21 protein-coding genes and 1 riboswitch are annotated in these 20,822 nt (G+C 36.9%); of the genes, 18 read left to right on the top strand and 3 right to left on the bottom strand.

From position 1 onward, the window contains the following. Positions 1-40: 40 nt before the first annotated feature. The 7 genes from rpe (at position 41) to thiD (ending at position 6,372) form a co-directional block, all read left to right on the top strand. Complete coding sequence (rpe, locus tag J3U35_RS02760) at positions 41-718, top strand: ribulose-phosphate 3-epimerase (RefSeq protein ID WP_267359399.1); 678 nt, start codon at positions 41-43, stop codon at positions 716-718. Further along, positions 711-1,406, top strand: coding sequence for a phosphoglycolate phosphatase (locus J3U35_RS02755; protein ID WP_267349763.1), 696 nt, complete (start codon positions 711-713; stop codon positions 1,404-1,406). Before rpe ends, J3U35_RS02755 begins: the two co-directional genes overlap by 8 nt. Before the next feature lie 24 nt (positions 1,407-1,430). Further along, entirely contained in the window at positions 1,431-2,426 is a 996-nt protein-coding gene (gene trpS / locus J3U35_RS02750) for a tryptophan--tRNA ligase (RefSeq protein WP_267349765.1), read from the top strand. 123 nt (positions 2,427-2,549) lie between these two features. Beyond that, a complete protein-coding gene (gene trkA / locus J3U35_RS02745; RefSeq protein ID WP_220215588.1) occupies positions 2,550-3,911 on the top strand; it encodes a Trk system potassium transporter TrkA in 1,362 nt (453 codons plus the stop codon). A gap of 68 nt (positions 3,912-3,979) precedes the next feature. After that, positions 3,980-4,081, top strand: a riboswitch (TPP riboswitch). 45 nt (positions 4,082-4,126) lie between these two features. Further along, positions 4,127-4,912 carry a hydroxyethylthiazole kinase gene (gene thiM, locus J3U35_RS02740; protein WP_267359397.1) on the top strand — a complete coding sequence of 262 codons (786 nt, stop codon included), beginning with the start codon at positions 4,127-4,129 and terminating at the stop codon, positions 4,910-4,912. Positions 4,913-4,924: 12 nt separating this feature from the next. Then, positions 4,925-5,566, top strand: a complete 642-nt coding sequence (thiE, locus tag J3U35_RS02735) for a thiamine phosphate synthase (protein WP_267359395.1) — start codon at positions 4,925-4,927, stop codon at positions 5,564-5,566. An 8-nt stretch (positions 5,567-5,574) separates the two neighbouring features. Next, positions 5,575-6,372 (top strand): bifunctional hydroxymethylpyrimidine kinase/phosphomethylpyrimidine kinase, encoded by a 798-nt coding sequence (thiD, locus tag J3U35_RS02730; protein WP_267359494.1) that lies wholly within the window; start codon positions 5,575-5,577, stop codon positions 6,370-6,372. Between the two features lie 167 nt (positions 6,373-6,539). On the opposite strand, the gene J3U35_RS02725 is transcribed toward thiD, so the two are convergent. Beyond that, the gene (locus J3U35_RS02725; RefSeq protein ID WP_267349770.1) at positions 6,540-6,743 is read right to left on the bottom strand and encodes a heavy-metal-associated domain-containing protein; all 204 of its coding nucleotides are present in this window, start codon (positions 6,741-6,743) and stop codon (positions 6,540-6,542) included. An 845-nt stretch (positions 6,744-7,588) separates the two neighbouring features. Between J3U35_RS02725 and J3U35_RS02720 the strand changes: the two genes are divergently transcribed. Continuing rightward, positions 7,589-8,032 carry a DUF3597 domain-containing protein gene (locus tag J3U35_RS02720; RefSeq protein ID WP_267349771.1) on the top strand — a complete coding sequence of 148 codons (444 nt, stop codon included), beginning with the start codon at positions 7,589-7,591 and terminating at the stop codon, positions 8,030-8,032. 91 nt (positions 8,033-8,123) lie between these two features. Here J3U35_RS02720 and pth read toward each other — a convergent pair whose 3' ends face one another. After that, positions 8,124-8,708, bottom strand: a complete 585-nt coding sequence (gene pth, locus J3U35_RS02715) for an aminoacyl-tRNA hydrolase (protein WP_324100926.1) — start codon at positions 8,706-8,708, stop codon at positions 8,124-8,126. A gap of 86 nt (positions 8,709-8,794) precedes the next feature. Continuing rightward, a complete protein-coding gene (locus tag J3U35_RS02710; protein ID WP_065558808.1) occupies positions 8,795-9,742 on the bottom strand; it encodes a ribose-phosphate pyrophosphokinase in 948 nt (315 codons plus the stop codon). A gap of 271 nt (positions 9,743-10,013) precedes the next feature. On the opposite strand from J3U35_RS02710, the gene trmB reads away from it, so the two are divergent. From trmB to rlmD, 10 genes are all read left to right on the top strand, one after another. Beyond that, positions 10,014-10,715, top strand: coding sequence for a tRNA (guanosine(46)-N7)-methyltransferase TrmB (gene trmB, locus J3U35_RS02705; protein WP_267359393.1), 702 nt, complete (start codon positions 10,014-10,016; stop codon positions 10,713-10,715). A gap of 18 nt (positions 10,716-10,733) precedes the next feature. Continuing rightward, positions 10,734-11,459: an oxygen-insensitive NADPH nitroreductase gene (gene nfsA / locus J3U35_RS02700; protein WP_267359391.1), complete on the top strand. Its 726-nt coding sequence runs from the start codon at positions 10,734-10,736 to the stop codon at positions 11,457-11,459. Then, positions 11,459-12,619 carry a histidine-type phosphatase gene (locus J3U35_RS02695; protein ID WP_267359389.1) on the top strand — a complete coding sequence of 387 codons (1,161 nt, stop codon included), beginning with the start codon at positions 11,459-11,461 and terminating at the stop codon, positions 12,617-12,619. Before nfsA ends, J3U35_RS02695 begins: the two co-directional genes overlap by 1 nt. 532 nt (positions 12,620-13,151) lie before the next feature. After that, positions 13,152-14,432 (top strand): MFS transporter, encoded by a 1,281-nt coding sequence (locus J3U35_RS02690; RefSeq protein WP_267359387.1) that lies wholly within the window; start codon positions 13,152-13,154, stop codon positions 14,430-14,432. 39 nt (positions 14,433-14,471) lie between these two features. After that, positions 14,472-15,491, top strand: coding sequence for a UDP-glucose 4-epimerase GalE (galE, locus tag J3U35_RS02685; RefSeq protein WP_267359386.1), 1,020 nt, complete (start codon positions 14,472-14,474; stop codon positions 15,489-15,491). A 41-nt stretch (positions 15,492-15,532) separates the two neighbouring features. Beyond that, complete coding sequence (galT, locus tag J3U35_RS02680; RefSeq protein ID WP_267359384.1) at positions 15,533-16,582, top strand: galactose-1-phosphate uridylyltransferase; 1,050 nt, start codon at positions 15,533-15,535, stop codon at positions 16,580-16,582. Continuing rightward, positions 16,583-17,740 (top strand): galactokinase, encoded by a 1,158-nt coding sequence (gene galK, locus J3U35_RS02675; protein WP_267359382.1) that lies wholly within the window; start codon positions 16,583-16,585, stop codon positions 17,738-17,740. Further along, a complete protein-coding gene (gene galM, locus J3U35_RS02670) occupies positions 17,731-18,729 on the top strand; it encodes a galactose-1-epimerase (protein WP_267359380.1) in 999 nt (332 codons plus the stop codon). Before galK ends, galM begins: the two co-directional genes overlap by 10 nt. Before the next feature lie 253 nt (positions 18,730-18,982). After that, a complete protein-coding gene (gene coaD / locus J3U35_RS02665) occupies positions 18,983-19,471 on the top strand; it encodes a pantetheine-phosphate adenylyltransferase (RefSeq protein WP_267359378.1) in 489 nt (162 codons plus the stop codon). A gap of 12 nt (positions 19,472-19,483) precedes the next feature. Continuing rightward, entirely contained in the window at positions 19,484-20,821 is a 1,338-nt protein-coding gene (rlmD, locus tag J3U35_RS02660; protein ID WP_267359376.1) for a 23S rRNA (uracil(1939)-C(5))-methyltransferase RlmD, read from the top strand. Position 20,822: the final 1 nt, after the last annotated feature.

Here is a 20,822-nt window from a genome sequence, read left to right as displayed (position 1 = left end):
AAAACATTTGAGTATTGGCTTGTATGATTAGAGGTATGTTATGAAAGAGTTTATTATTGCACCGTCAATACTTTCAGCAAATTTTGCTTGTTTAGGTGAAGAAACCCAAAAAGTGATTGAAGCAGGGGCTGATGTAATTCATTTTGATGTCATGGACAATCACTTTGTGCCTAATTTGACAATGGGGTCAATGTTTTGCCAAGCACTACGTGACTACGGAATAAAAGCCCCAATCGATGTCCATTTAATGGCATCCCCTGTCGAAGAACTTATTGTCTCTTTTGCAAAAGCTGGAGCTAGCAATATCTCTATTCATCCCGAAGCAACGATTCATCTTGACCGAACGTTGCAACTCATCAAAGATCATGGTTGTACCGCTGGTTTAGTTTTTAATCCGGCTACTCCGTTAGATCATTTAGATTATGTAATGGATAAAATTGATATTGTGTTATTAATGGGAGTTAATCCTGGTTTTGGTGGGCAATCTTTTATCCCGTCAACATTAAAAAAATTACGACAAGTTAAACAACGTATTATTGAATCAGGTCAAAATATACGACTTGAAATAGATGGGGGCGTCAAAGTCGACAATATTGCAGAAATAGCCCAAGCAGGCGCTGATATGTTTGTTGCAGGGTCTGCCATATTTGGTCAGCCTGATTATAAATCAGTTATTGATGCCATGCGAAAAGCATTAGCAGGAGTAAACTATGCCTAAACTGGATGACATTCAAGCAATAGCATTTGATCTGGATGGCACACTCGTTGATAGTGTACCCGGACTTGCATTAGCAATTCAGCAAATGCTTGCCGACTTACAATTACCTACTGTTAGCAAAGATCAAGTTAAAAATTGGGTAGGTAATGGCATCGATGTTATGTTAGAACGTACCTTTAAAGCAATCGATATAACCCCAACAGCAGAATTGTTTAGTCAAGCTAAAAATTGCTTTAATCAGCATTATGATAAAGTTATCGATGCAGAAACAAAACTCTTTCCACATGTTAAAGAGACCTTAAAAGTGCTTTATGATAATCATTATCCATTAGCACTTGTTACCAATAAACCTGCACAATTTTTACCTGCTTTATTAGAATCATTAGGCATTAAAGAATATTTCAAACTGGTGCTAGGTGGCGGTGATGTTATCAAGCTAAAACCTCATCCTGCCCCACTTTATCAAGTTATGGCAACGTTTGGGCTCTTTTGCGATCAATTACTATTTGTTGGTGACTCGAAAAATGATATTACCGCAGCAAAGAATGCTAACTGCCCTACTGTTGCGTTAAGTTACGGTTACAACTATGGTGTATCCATAGCGACCAGCGACCCCGATTTTTTGTTTGACGATTTCAAAGATATATTAACCTTGTTACCACTGCCTAAAGCTGAGGCAAAAAAATAAGAATGAATAGATTAGGAATAAATTATGAGTAAACCGATTGTATTTAGTGGCGCTCAGCCATCAGGGGAATTAACACTTGGCAACTATTTGGGTGCCTTAAAAAATTGGGTCGCTTTACAACAAGAATACGATTGCGTTTATTGTATTGTAAATCAACATGCTATCACAGTACGCCAAGATCCACAGAAGCTACGCAAAGCAACGCTCGATACCATGGCGCTTTATTTAGCATGTGGCATTGATCCTCAAAAAAGCACTATATTTGTACAATCTCATGTACCTGCTCATGCTGAATTAGGGTGGGCATTAAACTGTTACACTTATTTTGGTGAACTCAGTCGCATGACCCAATTCAAGGATAAATCATCACGACACGCTGAAAATATTAACGCAGGGCTTTTTGATTATCCTGTATTAATGGCAGCTGACATTTTATTATATCAAGCTAATTTAGTACCGGTGGGTGACGATCAAAAACAACATCTCGAACTATCACGTGATATTGCAATGCGCTTTAATGCCCTGTATGGTGACATTTTTACTGTTCCTGAACCTTTTATCCCTAAAGTTGGTGCAAGAGTGATGTCTTTACAAGACCCAACGAAAAAAATGTCTAAATCTGATGAAAATCGAAACAATGTGATTGGCTTACTTGAAAATCCTAAAGACATCGAGAAAAAAATCAAACGAGCGATGACCGATTCTGATGAACCGCCTGTTGTACGTTATGATTTAAAAAATAAAGCTGGTGTATCAAATTTATTAGATATATTAACTGGTGTAACAGGAAAACCAGTCACCGAACTTGAAAAAGAGTTTGAGGGTAAAATGTATGGACATCTTAAAACGGAAGTGGCGACACAAGTGATTGATATGATAAGTCACTTACAAGCACAATATCACCAATATCGTGATGATGAAGATTACCTCTATTCAATCATGAAAGAAGGCGCTGAAAAAGCTCGAGCTAAAGCGGATATCACATTGAAAAAGGTCTATGACGCTATCGGTTTTGTATAGTCTGAAATCAAAAAAACATGATTATTATTAACACTAAACAGTATTAATTAGCTTTGATATAGGCATTGATTATCCTAATGACAATCAATCCGATGAAAGCCATTTAATTAAAATAGGTTAGTTATGAAGATTATCATTCTTGGGGCAGGACAAACAGGCAGTGCGCTTGCAGAATATCTTGTTACTGAAAAACAGAACGATGTCACTGTTGTCGATGAAGATCATGATAAATTGCAATCTTTGCAAGAACGCTTTGATTTACAAGTTATTTGTGGAAAATCATCTTATCCACAAGTATTAGAGAGTGCTGGCGCGGAATCGGCTGATATGCTTGTTGCCGTTACCAACTCTGATGAAATCAACATGATGGCATGTCAAATAGGGCATGTCATGTTTAATATTCCGCAAAAAGTGGCGCGTATCCGCGCACCGGAATACAATGATGAAAGATATCCTTTTTTCAATAAAGAGTGTATCAATATCGACCATATCATTGCACCAGAAAACCTTATTACCAACCACATCAGTCATTTAGTTCAATATCCAGGCGCATTACAATTTGCCTCATTCAACGATACCCGTGTGTGTCTAGTTGCCGTTATGGCGTATTATGGTGGTGCGCTAGTTGGCAGTGAGCTATCAGAGCTTAAAGAACATCTTCCGCATGTTGAAGCCAGAGTCGTTGCTATCTACCGTAAAAATCGCTTTATTCGTCCACTGGGTTCTACCTTAATTGAAGCTGGCGATATGGTGTATTTTATTACTCCGCCAACCAATATCAAAGCCGTGACCAGTGAGCTACAACGTTTAGAAAAACCCTATAAACGAATTATCATTAGTGGCGGTGGCGGCATTGCACTTGCACTGGCTAAGCGCTTAGAAAATGATTATCAAGTCAAACTAATTGAACGCAATGCCGAACGGGCAGAACTCATTGCCGAACAGTTACTTAATACCACAGTATTACATGGCGAATCATCAGACCAAGAATTGCTATCCCAAGAACAGATTGAACTTACCGATCTTTTTATTGCGGTAACCGGCGATGATGAATCCAATATTATGTCATCGATGTTAGCGAAAAGAATGGGCGCTAAAAAAGTCATCGTCTTAATTCAAAAACAAGCTTACCTAGAACTCATTAATGATAGTGTGATTGATATTGCTATTTCACCCCAACACGCCACTATTTCTGAACTTTTAAGTCATGTCAGACAAACAGGCATCGTCAAAGTTGTATCACTACGACAAGGCGAATCTGAAATTGTGGAAATCGTTGCGCATGGTGATAAAGAAAATTCAAAACTGGTCGGAAAAAACATCAATGGATTAAAGCTACCGTCTGGGGCAACAATTGGTGCAGTTGTACGTGATGAAGATGTTATTATTATCAACACGGATTTAACGATTGAAGAGAATGATCACCTGATCATTTTCTTGCCGGATAGAAGAGCCATTACGGATATCGAAAAATTGTTACAATAACATTTAAATCGAAATTTTCTATTATACAAACTTGTTAAAAGCCAATAGGCAGTTCATAATATAAGCATAATTTTGACTCGGGGTGTTTTTTATTCATTAAAAAAACTGAGAGTTTACCCGTTGAACCTGATCTGGATAACACCAGCGTAGGGAAGTCTAGCCATTCAACTTTACAATAGGCAAATTCTTCCCTATAAATCAAATAAGGAATGAACATGTCAGTAACCACATCGCTTCAAATCACACAAGTTACACCTTTTATTAATCTTGTCAAAACGCAACGCCCATTAGTTCATTGTATAACAAATGATGTTGTACAAAATTTTACTGCTAATGTCCTACTTGCTATTGGAGCTTCACCAGCAATGATTATTGCTGAACAAGAAGTGGCTGAATTTGTTAAAATTGCTAATAGTTTACTGATTAACATCGGTACAATTAATCACAATACCGCCAAAAGTATGCTACTTGCAGCAAGCCAAGCTCAACAAAGCCAAACTCCATGGGTACTTGATCCTGTTGCCGTTGGTTCGGCACTTGCTTATCGTACCGAAATTGCGTATCAATTATTATCATTTAAACCCACCGTTATTCGTGGCAATGCTTCGGAAATCTTAGCGCTAAGCGGTCAATTTGCATCATCAAAAGGCCCGGACAGTCAAGACTCGACAAAATCCGCTTTACAATATGCAAAACAATTGGCACAAGACTACCAGACTATCATCGCCATGACTGGTGACATTGATTATATTACTGATGGTCATACGACTTACGCTATAGCAGGCGGTGATATTGCTTTAACCAAAATTACCGGAACAGGCTGTTCCTTATCTGCTATGGTTGCAGCGTTTATTGTAAATTCAACCGATCCACTTTTAGCCACAGCAGCCGCTTGCTTTATGATGAAAAAAGCTGGAGAAAAGGCAAATAAACAGCTTGGATTAGGCAGTTTTGCCGTATCGTTATTAGATCAATTATCACTATTTTATTCATCATACTAATAGGGACGTAGCATGCAGAAAAAGTTGGATCTTACTCTCTATTTAGTGCTCGATCCGACACTATGTGGAGGAATTAGTGGCATGGTAGACACCACCAAAATTGCCGTTGCCAACGGTGTAACCGCCGTACAATTACGATCAGAACAAGAATTGACAGGCAAAGATTGGTATAAAGCTGCTTTAGCCTTGAAAGAAGCACTCAGTCAGACATCGGTACCGCTATTGATTAATGATCATGTGGATATTGCTTTAGCTGTCGATGCAGATGGTGTGCATGTTGGTCAAAATGATTTGCCCGTTGATGTAGCTCGCCGATTGATCGGTAAAAATAAATGGTTAGGGCTATCTGTTTCGAATCAGCAACAACTTGAAACCGTGCCTTGGCAAAACGTCGATTATATTGGAATTGGTCCTGTCTATCCGACCTCGACCAAGAAAGATGCATCCTCGGCACTTGGTATTGAGCAGTTAACTCAATTAGTCAAAACCAAACATTGCCCTGCTGTTGCCATTGGCGGTATCGACATAACAAAAATAACAGAAGTGATGCAAACAGGAATTGAAGGCGTTGCAGTCGTATCGGCTATTTGTGGTCAATCCAATATTGAACAAGCAACCACCTTACTAATCAATAAAATAAATCAAGCTAGATAGGAAGCAACATCATGACAATTACAGCCCTAACTATTGCTGGTTCAGATCCCAGTGGGGGAGCTGGCATCCAAGCCGATCTCAAAACGTTTTCGGCACTTGGTGCGTATGGCATGTCTGTCATTACCGCGTTAACCGCACAAAGTACCCAAGGTGTTGATGCGGTATTGGCAATTCCCACCGAATTTATCGAAGCAGAATTTAACACCTTATATCAAGATATCCACATTGATAGTGTCAAAATTGGTATGCTAATGAATAAAGAAATTGTCACAACTGTCTATCAGTTATTAAAAAATCATCCTATACCATCGATTGTACTTGATACAGTTATGATCGCTAAAGGGGGACATGCACTTTTAAAACCCGATGCCATTACCGCCATTCGAGAACAATTATTGCCACTGGCAACAATTATTACACCTAACTTACCCGAAGCCGCAGCGCTTTTAGATTGTGATGAAGCGAAAAATGAAGATGAGATGCTAAAACAAGGGCAAGATTTACTTAAACTAGGTTGTAAAGCGGTACTAATGAAGGGCGGGCACTTAGACAGTCAAGAAAGTCCCGATTATTTAATCACCTCAGACCAAACAATCCGAATGACATCGCAAAGAATTCAAACAAAAAATACGCATGGTACAGGTTGTACCTTATCAGCCGCTATTGCGGCTTTATTACCTAAAAACAGCTTAGCACACGCGGTTAAACAGGCGAAAGAATATCTTCACGGAGCCATACGCCATGCTGATGATTTAAATATTGGTAAAGGGATTGGACCAACACATCACTTTTATTGTTGGTGGTGATTCAAAAACACAATTGACGCATATTTGCGAACACTCTCTTCAAATTTTTCAAAATATGAGTGATTAAAAGAGGATGTAAAGTAGGTTTTGGACGTTTTAAACGTGTTAATGAAAACAGATAAATAAAAAAACTAACGTCCAAATTTGTTTGCTTTAATATAGGTTAATTAATATGAAATACCTACAAATTCATACCCAGCTTCATTGATAGCCGCTATAGCGGCTTCTTGTGAAATGGTCCCGCCTTCGATATCAACTTCATGTTTAGCCAAATCAATCGTTACTTTCGCTTTTGGATCAATATCGTTAATCGCTTTAGTAATCGTATTAACACAATGCTGACAACTCATATTATCGACAATTAATTTCATAGTTGACCTCTCTTTTCAATTAAATCTTATCAGAATTCGGATCGCCCAAATTAGCGTAGGCCTTATAATTGTGTTCGATCCATTGACCCGCATTATTACTCGTTTGATAATAATCAAGCCCAGTAATTTTCATCATACTTTGTGGGAAACAAAAAAGATTGCGTACAGTAAAAAATGAAGCTAAATTTTTTGAAACGTCCACAATATTGTTTGTAAAAAGCATGCTTCAGTTACAAAGCCACAATGACATTATTTCTTTTATCATACACAATTTTTTATTCTGATAAAACTGGCTCTGACATATTATCATTTTGCGTATAAGGTATTGGCTTTGACATATCGAATTATTGCGTGAATGTTGCGAATATTTTTTTGTTCAACGTTGTCATCGCAATACTTTTTAAAACTAGAATTTGTCAGGCATCTCTTTTATCGTTTCGATTTACTCATCAACGTGATTCACTTTAGCTTCAAATAAACTGGAATTTATAGGACACAAATAAAAACATCTCAATCATCTTTTCATGTTCAACACTTGGAATCATTATCAGATAACAAACTGAACAATCTAGGATTAATAGCATCATTTTCACTAATAGTGAATGGTTAACAATCTAAGTTTATCCATGGTTATCATCATTTAAAACGCCAAGATAATTTTTTTATAGAAAAATTTATTCATGCATTTAATTTATTTACTCTCTGAATTAACAACAAAAAATGCTATAAATCCAGAACTTCTTTGACACTATTGCTTGTTAAACGTTATACTAAAGGCGATATTTTGTACATCTGAATAGTTAAGCACTTTTTTCAAAAGCAGTTTAAACATAGGGGGGTGTAATTTGGGTATCTTAAATAATATTTTTTCTAAAATCTTTCCAAGTGCTCAAGCGGCTGTCGGTAATGTCGCTGATGCCGTTAAAAATCAAGTCAACAGCATTACCGGTCATGATAAAGATGCCGCGTCAAATAATCAGAATCAAGACCAAAATCAAAATCAACAACATTCAGACAACCAAACGCCCATTTCGGACGTGGATGTTATGTCAATTCTTAATAATTTAGCGAGCAAATTTCCTGAAAAACTTAATTGGAAAACATCGATTGTTGATCTTTTAAAATTATTAGGAATAGACAATAGTCTAGATGCTCGTAAAAGATTGGCAAAAGAACTTAATTACACGGGTAGTACAGATGATACCGCTGCAATGAATACTTGGTTAATTAAAGAAGTATTTAAACGAATTGCCGAAAAAGGCGGTAATATTACCCATCTATTTTCTTAATCAAAGATTGTTACGTGATTTGTTATCCACCTGGTCTTCGGGTGGATTTTTTATATAGCATATTGTAATTCGTTCGACTCAATCAACGGCATTACGCTTTAAACGAGTGTAATCGATTCATTGCGGCTTCAAAGCTTTGTGATAATAAAATATCCGTGCAACGTGCAGATTCATCAATCGCTTTATCTATTAGTTCTTGCTCGGGCTTAGAAGGTTTATTTAACACAAAACCGACCACTTTATTTTTATCACCCGGATGCCCGATACCGATTCTTAATCGATAAAAATTTGGATTATTGCCTAATTTGCTAGCAATATCTTTCAAACCATTGTGACCACCATGACTTCCGCCAAATTTAAATTTCGCAATACCCGGATTTAAATCAAGTTCATCATGAGCAACTAAAATTTCTTCGGGTTTTATCTGATAAAATGAAGCCATCGCTTGAACAGCTTTACCACTTAAATTCATAAACGTGGTAGGCACTAATAAACGTATGTCATGTCCTGCGATATTGATACGTGAACTATAACCAAAAAATTTAGGATCATTTTTTAACGGCTGTTGATAACGTTGTGCAAGCAAATCAACATACCATGCCCCTGCATTATGTCGAGTTTGGGCATATTCATTTCCAGGATTGGCCAGTCCTACAATAAGTTTTATGGTTGTCATGATGTTTTAATTGTTAGCTGTTGTTACTTGAAGATGTTAAATTAAAAAGCCCCAAAAAACGGGGCATCTTTATCATTAAAAATCAATTATTGATGGAACATTGCAGAAATCGATTCTTCGTTGCTTATGCGACGAATTGCTTCTGCTAACATTCCTGATAATGTTAATTGACGTACATTTTTCAATGCTTTAACTTCCGCTGTTAATGGAATAGTATCACAAACGACTATTTCATCAATGGCTGAGTTTTTAATATTACTGACGGCTTTACCCGAGAAAATCGGATGCGTTGCGTAGGCAAATACTCTTTTAGCACCACGTGCTTTTAATGCATCAGCGGCTTTGCAAAGCGTTCCTGCTGTATCAATCATATCATCGACTAAAATACAATCTCTATCAGCAACATCACCAATAATATTCATCACTTCAGCTTCATTCGCTCGTTGACGACGTTTATCGATGATCGCCATATCGGTGTCATTTAACAGTTTTGCAATAGCACGAGCTCGCACCACCCCACCAATATCCGGAGAGACAACAATTGGGCGTTCAAAATCACGTTGAAGCATATCTTCTAAAATCACAGGGCTACCAAATACATTATCCACTGGCACATCAAAAAAACCTTGGATCTGTTCAGCATGAAGATCAACCGTTAATACTCTATCAACACCGACAGTTGATAAAAAGTCAGCAACCACTTTAGCTGTGATCGGAACCCGTGCAGAACGCACTCGACGATCTTGTCTAGCATAACCAAAATAAGGAATAACAGCGGTAATACGACCTGCAGATGCTCGACGCATTGCATCAATCATAACAAGCAATTCCATTAAATTATCATTGGTTGGTGCACAAGTTGATTGAATGATAAAAACATCCTCACCACGGACATTTTCATTAATTTGAACGTTCACTTCTCCATCGCTAAAACGACCAACAACAATATCACCAAGAGAAGTATAAAGACGATTAGCTATACGCTTTGCTAGCTCAGGTGTAGCATTGCCAGCAAAAAGCTTCATATCAGGCACGAGAAATCCTCAAGCATGTAATCATGATTACGTATCCGTAATCGGTTAAATCGGAGTGACAATTATATAATCATTTGGTGATCATGCTCAACCACATTATAAAAAATTATCAAAATAATTTAACCTGCCTAGCAAAATAGTGTAAGAGTCCATGGGTAATCAATATGTTTTTTGACGTCAACTTAAAATCGAGTAAACTAAGTAATCATCGCTATTTTAGAGTAGCTTTCAATTAGTTTAAATCAATTTTACAACACAAGTAGATAATCTAATGGCAGAACAATTACATACAGATATTGAAGAACAAAAACCGAAACGAACAATACGCAGTTTTGTGCTACGACAAGGTCGTTTGACCAAAGGTCAAGAACAAGCATTACAAAATTTATGGCCCGTCTTTGGTGTCGAATATAATGCGGGATCGCCCATTCACTTTGAACCTAATCAACACGTCGTTTTAGAGATTGGATTTGGTATGGGCGCATCACTCATCGAAATGGCAAAAAATGCCCCCGAGAAATCTTTTTTAGGTATTGAAGTACATAAACCGGGTGTCGGAGCTTGTTTAATGGCGATCGAAGAAAATCAATTATCAAACTTAAATGTGATGTGCCATGATGCAGTCGAAGTTTTAGAAAACATGATTGCAGATAATTCATTAGATAAGGTGCAAATATTCTTCCCTGACCCTTGGCATAAAGCAAGGCACAACAAGCGTCGAATTATTCAGCCTGCTTTTGTCGAACTTATCAGACGTAAATTAAAAGTTAATGGTATTTTACATCTAGCAACAGATTGGCAACATTATGCCGAACATATGCTTGAGGTGTTAAATCAAGCGACAGGTTATAAAAATTTATCATCAACAGGAGATTATATTCCAAGACCAGCAGACCGACCTATTACCAAGTTTGAAAAAAGAGGTCAAAATCTTGGTCATGGTGTTTGGGATCTACAGTTTCAAAAACAATAACGTTATTAAGGAGCCGTTATGGAAAATCAAACTCTTGATTTCATTTATCATCGTCGTTCAATTCGTGCTTATAAACCCACCCCATTGACGCAAAAGCAAATAGCATCGATGATTCAAGCAGCACAATCGGCTCCGAGTTCTAACTTTCTTCAATGTTCAACCATTATTCGTATCACAGACAGTGATAAGCGAAAAAAATTAGCTCACTATTCAGGTGATCAAAATTATATTTATCAAGCTCCCGAATTTTGGGTGTTTTGTGCCGATTTTAATCGACATTTTCAAATTGATGCAACGATTCCTCTTGAACGAGCCGAACAACTTTTAGTCGGTTGTATTGATACCGCCTTAATGGCGCAAAATACGGTTATTGCTGCGCAATCGTTAGGATTAGGTACAGTCTTTATTGGTGGTTTACGTAATAATATATCTGAAGTGACACAATTACTAGCCTTGCCAAAATATGTTATCCCCCTTTTTGGTCTCTGTATTGGGTATCCAGATCAAGAACCCGAAATGAAACCAAGATTACCGAGTGAATTAATCTTTTTCGAAAATCAATATCAACCAATCAATCAGACATTATTGGCACAGTATGATGAGCAAATAGAAAATTATTATCAAACTCGTAGTTCTAATCAAAAAGAAGGCGGATGGAGTAACAAAATAGCTGAAACGATCTACAAAGGACAACGAGAATTTATTCTCAACTATTTACATCAACAAGGCTGGGTGAAACAATAATGAACAATCACTATCAATTGGATAAAGTCGTCATATTAAGCCGACATGGAATCCGTACACCATTACAAAATACACTTGAATTTTTAGAACAAGCCACGCCGTTTAAATGGCCTAAATGGGATCATCCTTATGGTTATCTAACTACCCGAGGCGGTGCGCTAGAAGTTTATTTTGGACGATACTTAGCGACATGGCTTGAAAATCAACATATTCAATACCAAGCAACTTCTTCTGATGTGTTTGTGTATGCAAATAGTTTACAAAGAACCGTTGCTACAGCTCAATTTTTGACAGCAGGTGCTTTTGCCGGATATGACATCCCCATCAATCATAAATACCCTATTGAAAAAATGGATTCCATGTTTGATCCTAGTTTACGTAACGATTCTGACGAATTTAAACAAGCTGTTATTAAGGACATTGATGAAACTGTTACAGCAGAATCAATCTATAAAAATTTAGCGCCTGCTTATGAAATTTTAGCCGATATTTTAGACTATAAACATTCCAAATTTTATGCACAATATCAATGTGATTTAGCCGATATTCCTGTTGAAGTTTATTTGAAAAAGCATGAAGAACCTGCTCTGTTAGGTGCATTAGCGATTGGTGTTAGTGCAGTAGATGCATTTTTATTACAATATTATTCGGGCTTTCCTAAAGAACAGATTGCGTGGGGAAGAATCAACAGCCAAGCACAATGGCAACAACTTATTCAGATACGTAATCAATATCTAAACTTAGTCTGTCGAACTAAAACGCTTGCCAAACATTCTGCTACCGAATTGATTAATATGATAAACAATCTTATGCATCATGATGATCGAAAAATTCATTTACTTGTGGGACATGATAGTACCATTGCTTCATTATTCGGCGCATTAGACTTTGAACATTATCAGTTACCGAATCAATATGAAACAACACCAATCGGTGGTAAGGTAATTTTACAACGTTTTCGTCATTTAGAGTCTGGAACACACTATTTTAAAGCCGAATACGTTTATCAAAGCTTTGAACAACTATTTACCGGTGCTCAAATCAGTATGAATAACCCACCACAACATTTTACGTTGCAGCTTAAAAATGCCATGCAAAATCAAGATGGATTTTATGACTGGCATGATTTTGAGCAGCGTTTAAACATGTTTAAAGGATGATTTAATCAATTCACTTCTCACGTCAGCATTTATCCTACATGGCGTGAGATGAATTTAACATTTAGCTCCCTGTTATGGTTAAATACCTCTGTTATATTATCTCACCTAATCACTATTCCCACCTTATCTTCAAGGAGTGGATAGAATAGATAAAAACGGCTTCTTGTTTATTAATGTAATCGATACCATAAAAGTTATCTTATTTTCGCTCAACATGTAACCTGCATATTAACGCTATATTTCATTGTAAGCAGAATCGCCTCATCAATAAATTGATAATATTAAATAGAATAGAGTTATCTTCTTGAATTCTTTGAGTTGAATTAAAACATCGTCATCAACAAAACATCTTACTCATAAACAACAAAAATAATGTAATCGATTTCATAAAGTGTTATCTAGATCACTTTTTTCATCATTTTATGGTGATACTATCCACCATAAAAGAGCAGCAAGTTCATCCATAAAAAAATATGTAAACGATTTCCTAATGAATGCATGTTCATTCAAATTCGATTAAAGGAAGTAAATTATGAATCAAAATACTAAGTCAGCAAGACATAATAAGAATTATTGGATTTTCAGTTTTTATTTCTTTCTCTACTTTTTCATCATGGGTGCCTATTGCCCATTCTTTCCCGTTTGGCTGAAAATGAACGGGCTTGATGAAGCAAAAACTGGCTATGTTTTTTCGTTTATTTCATTTTTTGCACTACTCTTCCAACCTTTATTCGGTTTAATTTCAGATAAATTAGGACTGAAAAAACATCTCCTTTGGCTTATTACTCTACTGTTAGTCTTGTTTGGGCCATTTTTTATTTATGTGTTAGGGCCACTTCTACAATTTAATGTTACTGTCGGTGCGATAGCTGGAGGGTTTTATCTTGGCATGGTTTTTAGTGGTGGTGCGCCTGCTATTGAAGCCTTGGTTGAAAAAATAAGCAGACGCAGTGGATTTGAATTTGGGCGTTGCCGTATGTTTGGCTGTTTTGGTTGGGCAATTTGTGCATCATTTGTTGGAATTATGATTTCGAAGAACATTAATGCGGTTTTTTGGCTCTGTTCTGGTTTTGCATTATTTCTACTTATTTTAGTGAAATTAGCCGATCCCGCTAAAACTTCCACCACGGATATCGTTGAACAAATGGGATTAAATAAGCCTGAATCCTTTAATTTTAAACTCGCAGTCGATTTATTAAAAATGCCGAAACTTTGGTGTTTTATGCTTTATATAATTGGCGTCGCCTGTACTTATGATGTTTTTGATCAGCAGTTTGCAAACTTTTTTACGTCGTTTTTTTCCAGTGAACAAGTCGGTCAAGAAGCCTTTGGTTATGTCACAACTCTCGGTGAAATTTTAAATGCAACCGTCATGTTTTTTGCTCCATGGATTGTGAAAAAAATTGGTAGCAAAAATACGTTATTAGTTGCCGGTGCTATTATGTCAATTCGTATAACTGGCTCAGCATTTGCCAGCAATGCAGTTGAAGTTATTATTCTAAAAACCTTACACATGTTTGAAGCGCCACTATTACTTGTCGGGGCATTTAAATATATTACAAAACACTTCCCTATACGATTATCGGCAACCGTTTATTTGATTGCATTTTGTTTTGCTAAACAACTTTCAACGATGTTTATGTCCACACTTGCAGGTCTAATGTATGTCGAAATTGGATTTACAGGAGCCTATCTGGTGCTTGGTTTGATTGCATTTAGTTTTACATTTATTTCATCTTTCACTTTATCCGGACGAGGGCCTTGGGATCTATTCATACCTAAAAATAAACACCCGTCTGAAATACAACAATAACCAAATTTTTAACAATTTAAGATAAATTGAGGTTTCTATATGAAAGTATTCGTTACTGGTGGTTGTGGATATATAGGAAGTCATACCTGTGTTCAATTGATTAAAGCAGGTTATACGCCAATTGTGATAGATAATTTATTCAATAGTAAAGCATCGGTATTAAAAAGAATCCAACAAATTACGCATCAGCCAATCAATTTTTATCCAGGTGATGTACGAGATGCCAATTTATTAGCGCAAATTTTTAATGAACATGATATTCAAGCAGTGATCCATTTTGCGGGTTTAAAAGCCGTCGGTGAGTCGGTATATAAACCACTTGAGTATTATGAAAATAATGTCTATGGCAGCATTGTGTTAATGAAGGCAATGCGTGATGCAGGCGTCAAACAATTAGTTTTTAGTTCATCCGCAACCGTTTACGGTGAATTAGCCCCCGTACCTTATGTTGAAACCTTGCCACAAGGTTTACCAACCAGCCCTTATGGAAAAAGTAAGTTAATGGTCGAACAATGTATTATGGATTTGGCTATTGCCGAACCTGATTGGTCATTGACTTTACTACGCTACTTTAATCCTGTGGGGGCTCATCCTAGTGGATTAATAGGCGAAGATCCTCTTGGTATTCCTAATAATCTTATGCCATTTATTACCCAAGTTGCTGTAGGAAAAAGAGAATCATTGGCGGTGTTTGGAAATGATTATCCGACGCAAGATGGAACGTGTGTTCGTGATTTTATTCATGTTGTTGACTTAGCTGATGGTCATATCGCCGCATTAAAAGCTGATCATAATCAACCCGGTGTCCATATTTACAATCTAGGATCAGGTGTTGGGTATAGTGTTTTACAAGTCATCGAAGCATTTGAGAAAGCGTCAGGAAAACCGTTAAAGTGGCATTACGCACCCCGACGTGCGGGCGACCTACCCGCATTTTGGGCAGATGCAAAAAAAGCAGAACAGATACTCGGGTGGAAAACCCAATTAACGCTTGATGATATGGTCAGAGATTCTTGGAATTGGCAATCGAATAACCCACAAGGTTATCCTCAAGATTAATAAAAAAGATGAATACCAGCAATATGTTAAAAGAGGCAAACATGCAAATATTTAATCCTGTTGATCATCCCCACCGTCGTTATAATCCATTAACGGCTCAATGGGTCTTAGTGTCACCGCATAGAGCCAAGCGACCTTGGCAAGGTCAACAAGAAACACTAAATCAAGAACAAAAACCCAGTTACGATCCTAACTGTTTTTTGTGCCCCAGCAATAAACGGGTCACGGGTGATAAAAATCCGGACTATACAGGTACTTTTGTATTTACTAATGATTTTGCCGCATTAATGGATGATACCCCTGATTCGCCGCCAGCTGATGATCCTCTTTTTCAAATGCAAAGCACCAAAGGAACCAGTCGAGTAATCTGTTTTTCCCCCGATCATAGTAAAACCTTGCCAGAATTAGACTTAAAGGCAATTGAGGGAGTAATTAAAACTTGGATATCACAGCAAAAAGAACTAAGCCAAAATTATCCTTGGGTGCAAATATTTGAAAACAAAGGTGCAGTAATGGGATGCTCTAATCCTCATCCACACGGACAAATTTGGGCAAATAGCTTTATCCCAAATGAAATCGCTCGTGAAGACCTGAATATGCATCATTATTTTGAAACCTATCACCGCAATTTATTAGTTGATTATGCCCAAAAAGAATTGATCTATCGTGAGCGAATAGTTGTTGAAACAGAGCATTGGCTTGCTGTCGTGCCTTTCTGGGCAACATGGCCATTTGAAACGTTATTATTACCCAAAACACATATTGCACAATTAACCTTATTAACCGACAGCCAACAGATTGATTTAGCGGTGGCGCTGAAAAAATTAACAAGTCGTTATGATAATTTGTTTAATTGCTCTTTCCCCTATTCTATGGGTTGGCATGGCGCACCATTTATGCAAGGTACCACTGACTATTGGCAAGTTCATGCTCACTTTTATCCTCCTTTGCTTCGTTCAGCGACAGTCAAAAAATTTATGGTAGGTTACGAAATGTTAGCTGAAGTACAACGGGATTTAACGCCTGAACAGGCAGCTGAAAGACTCCGCAATGTCAGTGATGTTCATTATAAAGATAAAAAGGATAAATAGATGAAAGCATTAATCGATAAAACTAAACAAGCTTTTGCAACCCTATTTGGTTATCAACCCGATATCACTGTGCAAGCACCAGGGCGAGTCAACTTGATTGGTGAGCATACCGATTATAACGATGGTTTTGTATTACCTTGTGCGATTAATTATGGCACAGTAATAAGCTGCCATAAACGTACCGATAAATTAATACGTGTAATTGCCGTTGACTATGATAATCAACAAGATGAATTTTGGCTAGATTCCCCTATTGAGAAACATTCACAATATCAATGGGCTAATTATGTTCGAGGTGTAGTAAAACATTTAAAAAACTATGCAAATACACTTTATGGTGTTGATTTAGCAATTAGCGGTAATGTCCCCCAAGGTGCAGGATTGAGTTCATCGGCTTCGCTTGAGGTGACTATCGGCAAAATGTTTCAAGTTCTAAATAATTTACCTTTAGATGGCACTAAATTAGCATTAATCGGTCAGGAAGCGGAAAATCAATTTGTTGGTTGCAATTGTGGAATTATGGATCAATTAATATCGGCACTTGGACAAGATCATCATGCTTTACTTATTGACTGCCGTACGCTCTCTGTTCATCCGGTTTCAATACCCGATGATTTAGCTGTTGTTATTATTAACTCAAATATTAAACGTGGATTAGTCGATAGCGAATATAATACTCGTCGTAGGCAATGTGAAGCAGCAGCAACAGCGCTGGGCGTAAAAGCATTACGAGACGCCACATTATCAGATTTATTGAAAATTAAACCAACGCTTGATCCTAGCGTTTTTAAACGTGCACATCATGTCATTACCGAAAATGAACGGACTTTACTGGCATCTCATGCACTTGCACGTCGTGATTACAAATTACTATCGACATTAATGGCGCAAAGTCACAATTCAATGCGTGATGACTTTGAAATTACAGTACCTGCTATCGATTATCTGGTGAACATTATCAACAATGTTATTGGTGAACAAGGTGGAGTTCGTATGACAGGTGGCGGTTTTGGCGGCTGTGTTGTTGCACTGGTAAATAAAAATAAAGTTGATGCAGTAAAAACCGTTGTAAGCAATAATTATCAGAATAAATTTGGTATTAAAGAAGATATATATATCTGTCAACCAAGTGAAGGAGCGCACGCCATATGTCTTTAACAACGATCATTACACTATCTAATAAGCAAGGGATGCAGATTAAATTATCTAACTGGGGAGCGACTTGGCTTTCTTGCTTAATACCGGTTGATAATAAAAATCGTGAAGTACTTCTTGGTTGTAGTTCGTTAGCGCAATATCAACAACAACAGGCTTATTTAGGTGCAACTATTGGGCGTTATGCTAACCGTATTGCTCATGCATCTATTGAATTAGGCGATAAACGCTATCCGCTTGTGGCCAATGAAGGTAAAAATCAGCTTCATGGCGGAAAGTTAGGCTTTGATAAGCAATTATGGCAAATTGATGATCAATCTAATCAACAAGTCATTTTCAGTTTAATTTCTTGCGATGGTGATCAAGGTTATCCCGGTGAACTGAAAGTTCAAGTGACCTATCAACTTACCGATAATAATCAAGTTATCATCATGTTCAATGCCTCTACCACGCAAACTACTGTGGTAAATTTAACCAATCATGCTTATTTTAATTTAGATGGCGAAACAAGTAACACTATCCTCAATCACACTTTACAAGTCAATGCTAACCAATTTTTGCCCGTTGATAATCATGGCATACCTGATGACAATTTAGCTAGTGTCGCTGAATTTGATATGGACTTACGCCAAGCAAAACGATTATCAGACCGATTACTTGAAAGTTCTGAACGACAAAAAACAGGTGGCTATGATCATGCGTATTTACTGGACAAAACCCAGACAATTGCCGCGCAATTAACCTCATCCGATAATAAAGTGACCATGAATGTCATAACGACCAAACCAGCGTTACAAGTTTATACCGGTAATTTTCTGCAACATACACCTAACCGTCATAATGGGGAATATGACAATTATGCAGGTATCGCGCTAGAAGCACAATTTCTACCAGATAGCCCACATCACCCCAAATGGCCACAACCTAGCTGTTGGTTAACACCTGATGAAACCTATCAATATCAAACTATCTATCAATTTTTAATTGAATAATATTATATCAATTGAGTATGTAAACGGAAAAATGAACACTTAATGCTATATGAGCTAACACCAATGGAGTTAAGTCCAACTGGATTTAATGGGACTTACTACCACGGTAACACCTCAATTTTATTCAATGCGCGTTTATAACCAACGATGAATATTCCGATAAAACCATCAAAGCTTTTTGTCAAGTTACCCTAACAATTTTGATAAGAATTCGGTATGATAGAGCTATCATGGCAAATGGACATTATGATTGATGAAAAGTAAAAGTTTAACTGCAATTTTTCCGGGAACGTTCGATCCAATTACTAACGGGCACATCGATTTGATTACTCGAGCTTCGCTGTTGTTTCCTCGATTAATTGTTGCAATTGCGGAAAATCCGAATAAAAAAACGTTATTTAGTTTGAAAGAACGGGTCAATTTAGCATCCAGTTCAGTTGAACACTTACTTAATGTACAAGTGATTGGATTTGATAATTTAATGGCAGATTTTGCACAAACTCATAATGCAACGGTCATTGTTCGAGGTGTTCGAACCACTCAAGATTTTGAATACGAAAGACAATTAGCCGAAATGAATCGCGCATTAAAACCGGATTTAGATACTTTATTTTTAATGCCATCGATGACTATTGGTTTTATTTCTTCAACCATTGTGAAAGATGTTGCTTATCATGGTGGCAATATTACCAATTTAGTTCCTTTACATGTCAAAACAGAATTGTTAAAACGGTTAACATAACGTTGAATTTATATGGTTATTTTTTACACTCCACCTTCAAAAAAACAAGCTCCACAAAAATTAACGGTCACCATCTCAGCGATAGATGCCTTCGGACAAGGAATTGCAAATCACAAAGGCAAAACTATTTTTGTTAAATCAGCCTTACCCGATGAAACTGTTGATATCCAGTTGACAGAAAATAAAAAAAATTATGCTAAAGCGAAGGTCATCAAATACCACAATCAAAGTGCCCAACGGGTAAAACCATTATGTGGCTATTATCAAAAATGTGGTGGCTGTGAATTGCAGCATATTTCAACGGATTTGCAGCAAAGTGCAAAGTATCATGCGCTCATTAATCTGATACAAAAAGAAAGTGGGCAATCGTTAACCCATATCACTCATTCAGCACCGCTTATTATTGCTGATCAACCTTATCATTATCGCCGACGAGCCCGACTTTCAATAAATATTGTAAAAGGTGAATTATTTATTGGTTTTCGTCAGGCTGAATCAAATCAAATTATCAATATTGAACACTGTCCAGTGTTGGTCGAAAGCTTGGATCAGTTACTCGCTCCTTTGCAAAAAATATTACGTCAAATTAAATCAAGAAAATCGCTTGGGCATATTGAATTGGTTGCTGTTGATAGTGGCATTACCATGGTATTAAGGCATACTTTGCCTATGACCAATGAAGACACTCAGTTACTATCAAACTTCGCTGAAGAAAATGGTATTTCACTCTACTTTCATGGCACAAATTTACAACACATTACCGGCCATACGGAACATTATTATCTAATTAATCAGTTAAAGCTTACTTTTAGTCCTTTGGATTTTATTCAAGTTAACAGCAACGTTAATCAAAAAATGATTGAACAAGCGCTTGATTGGCTAACATTAACATCAACCGATAAAGTGTTAGATCTCTTTTGTGGTATGGGTAATTTTTCATTACCTATGGCTACCTATTGTCAATCATTAACGGGCGTTGAAGGCGTAGAAGAACTAGTTGAAAAAGCGAAATTAAACGTTATATTAAATAGCAATAAGGTTTGTGCCGAAACTCATTTTTTAACAAGTAATTTAGACGATAATCAACAATTTTTTACATGGAATCAATCACAATTTGATAAAGTTTTATTAGATCCTGCCAGAGCTGGGGCATTTAATGCAACGACAGAAATTGTTAAAATGGCTCCGTCAAAAATTGTTTATATCTCATGTAATCCCGCAACATTAGCGAGAGATAGCAAAGTGTTAACTCAAGCGGGTTATAACATTGCTCAAGTAGCAATTTTAGATATGTTTCCACAAACTAAACATATTGAATCAATGTTGTTGTTAACCAAATCAGGATCATAAT

Source organism: Gilliamella sp. B2717, from assembly GCF_026536675.1.
In the GTDB taxonomy this organism is placed as follows: Bacteria; Pseudomonadota; Gammaproteobacteria; order Enterobacterales; family Orbaceae; genus Gilliamella; species Gilliamella apicola_I.
Note: the sequence above shows the minus strand (reverse complement) of the source record. Positions and strands in the feature narration are given on the sequence as shown.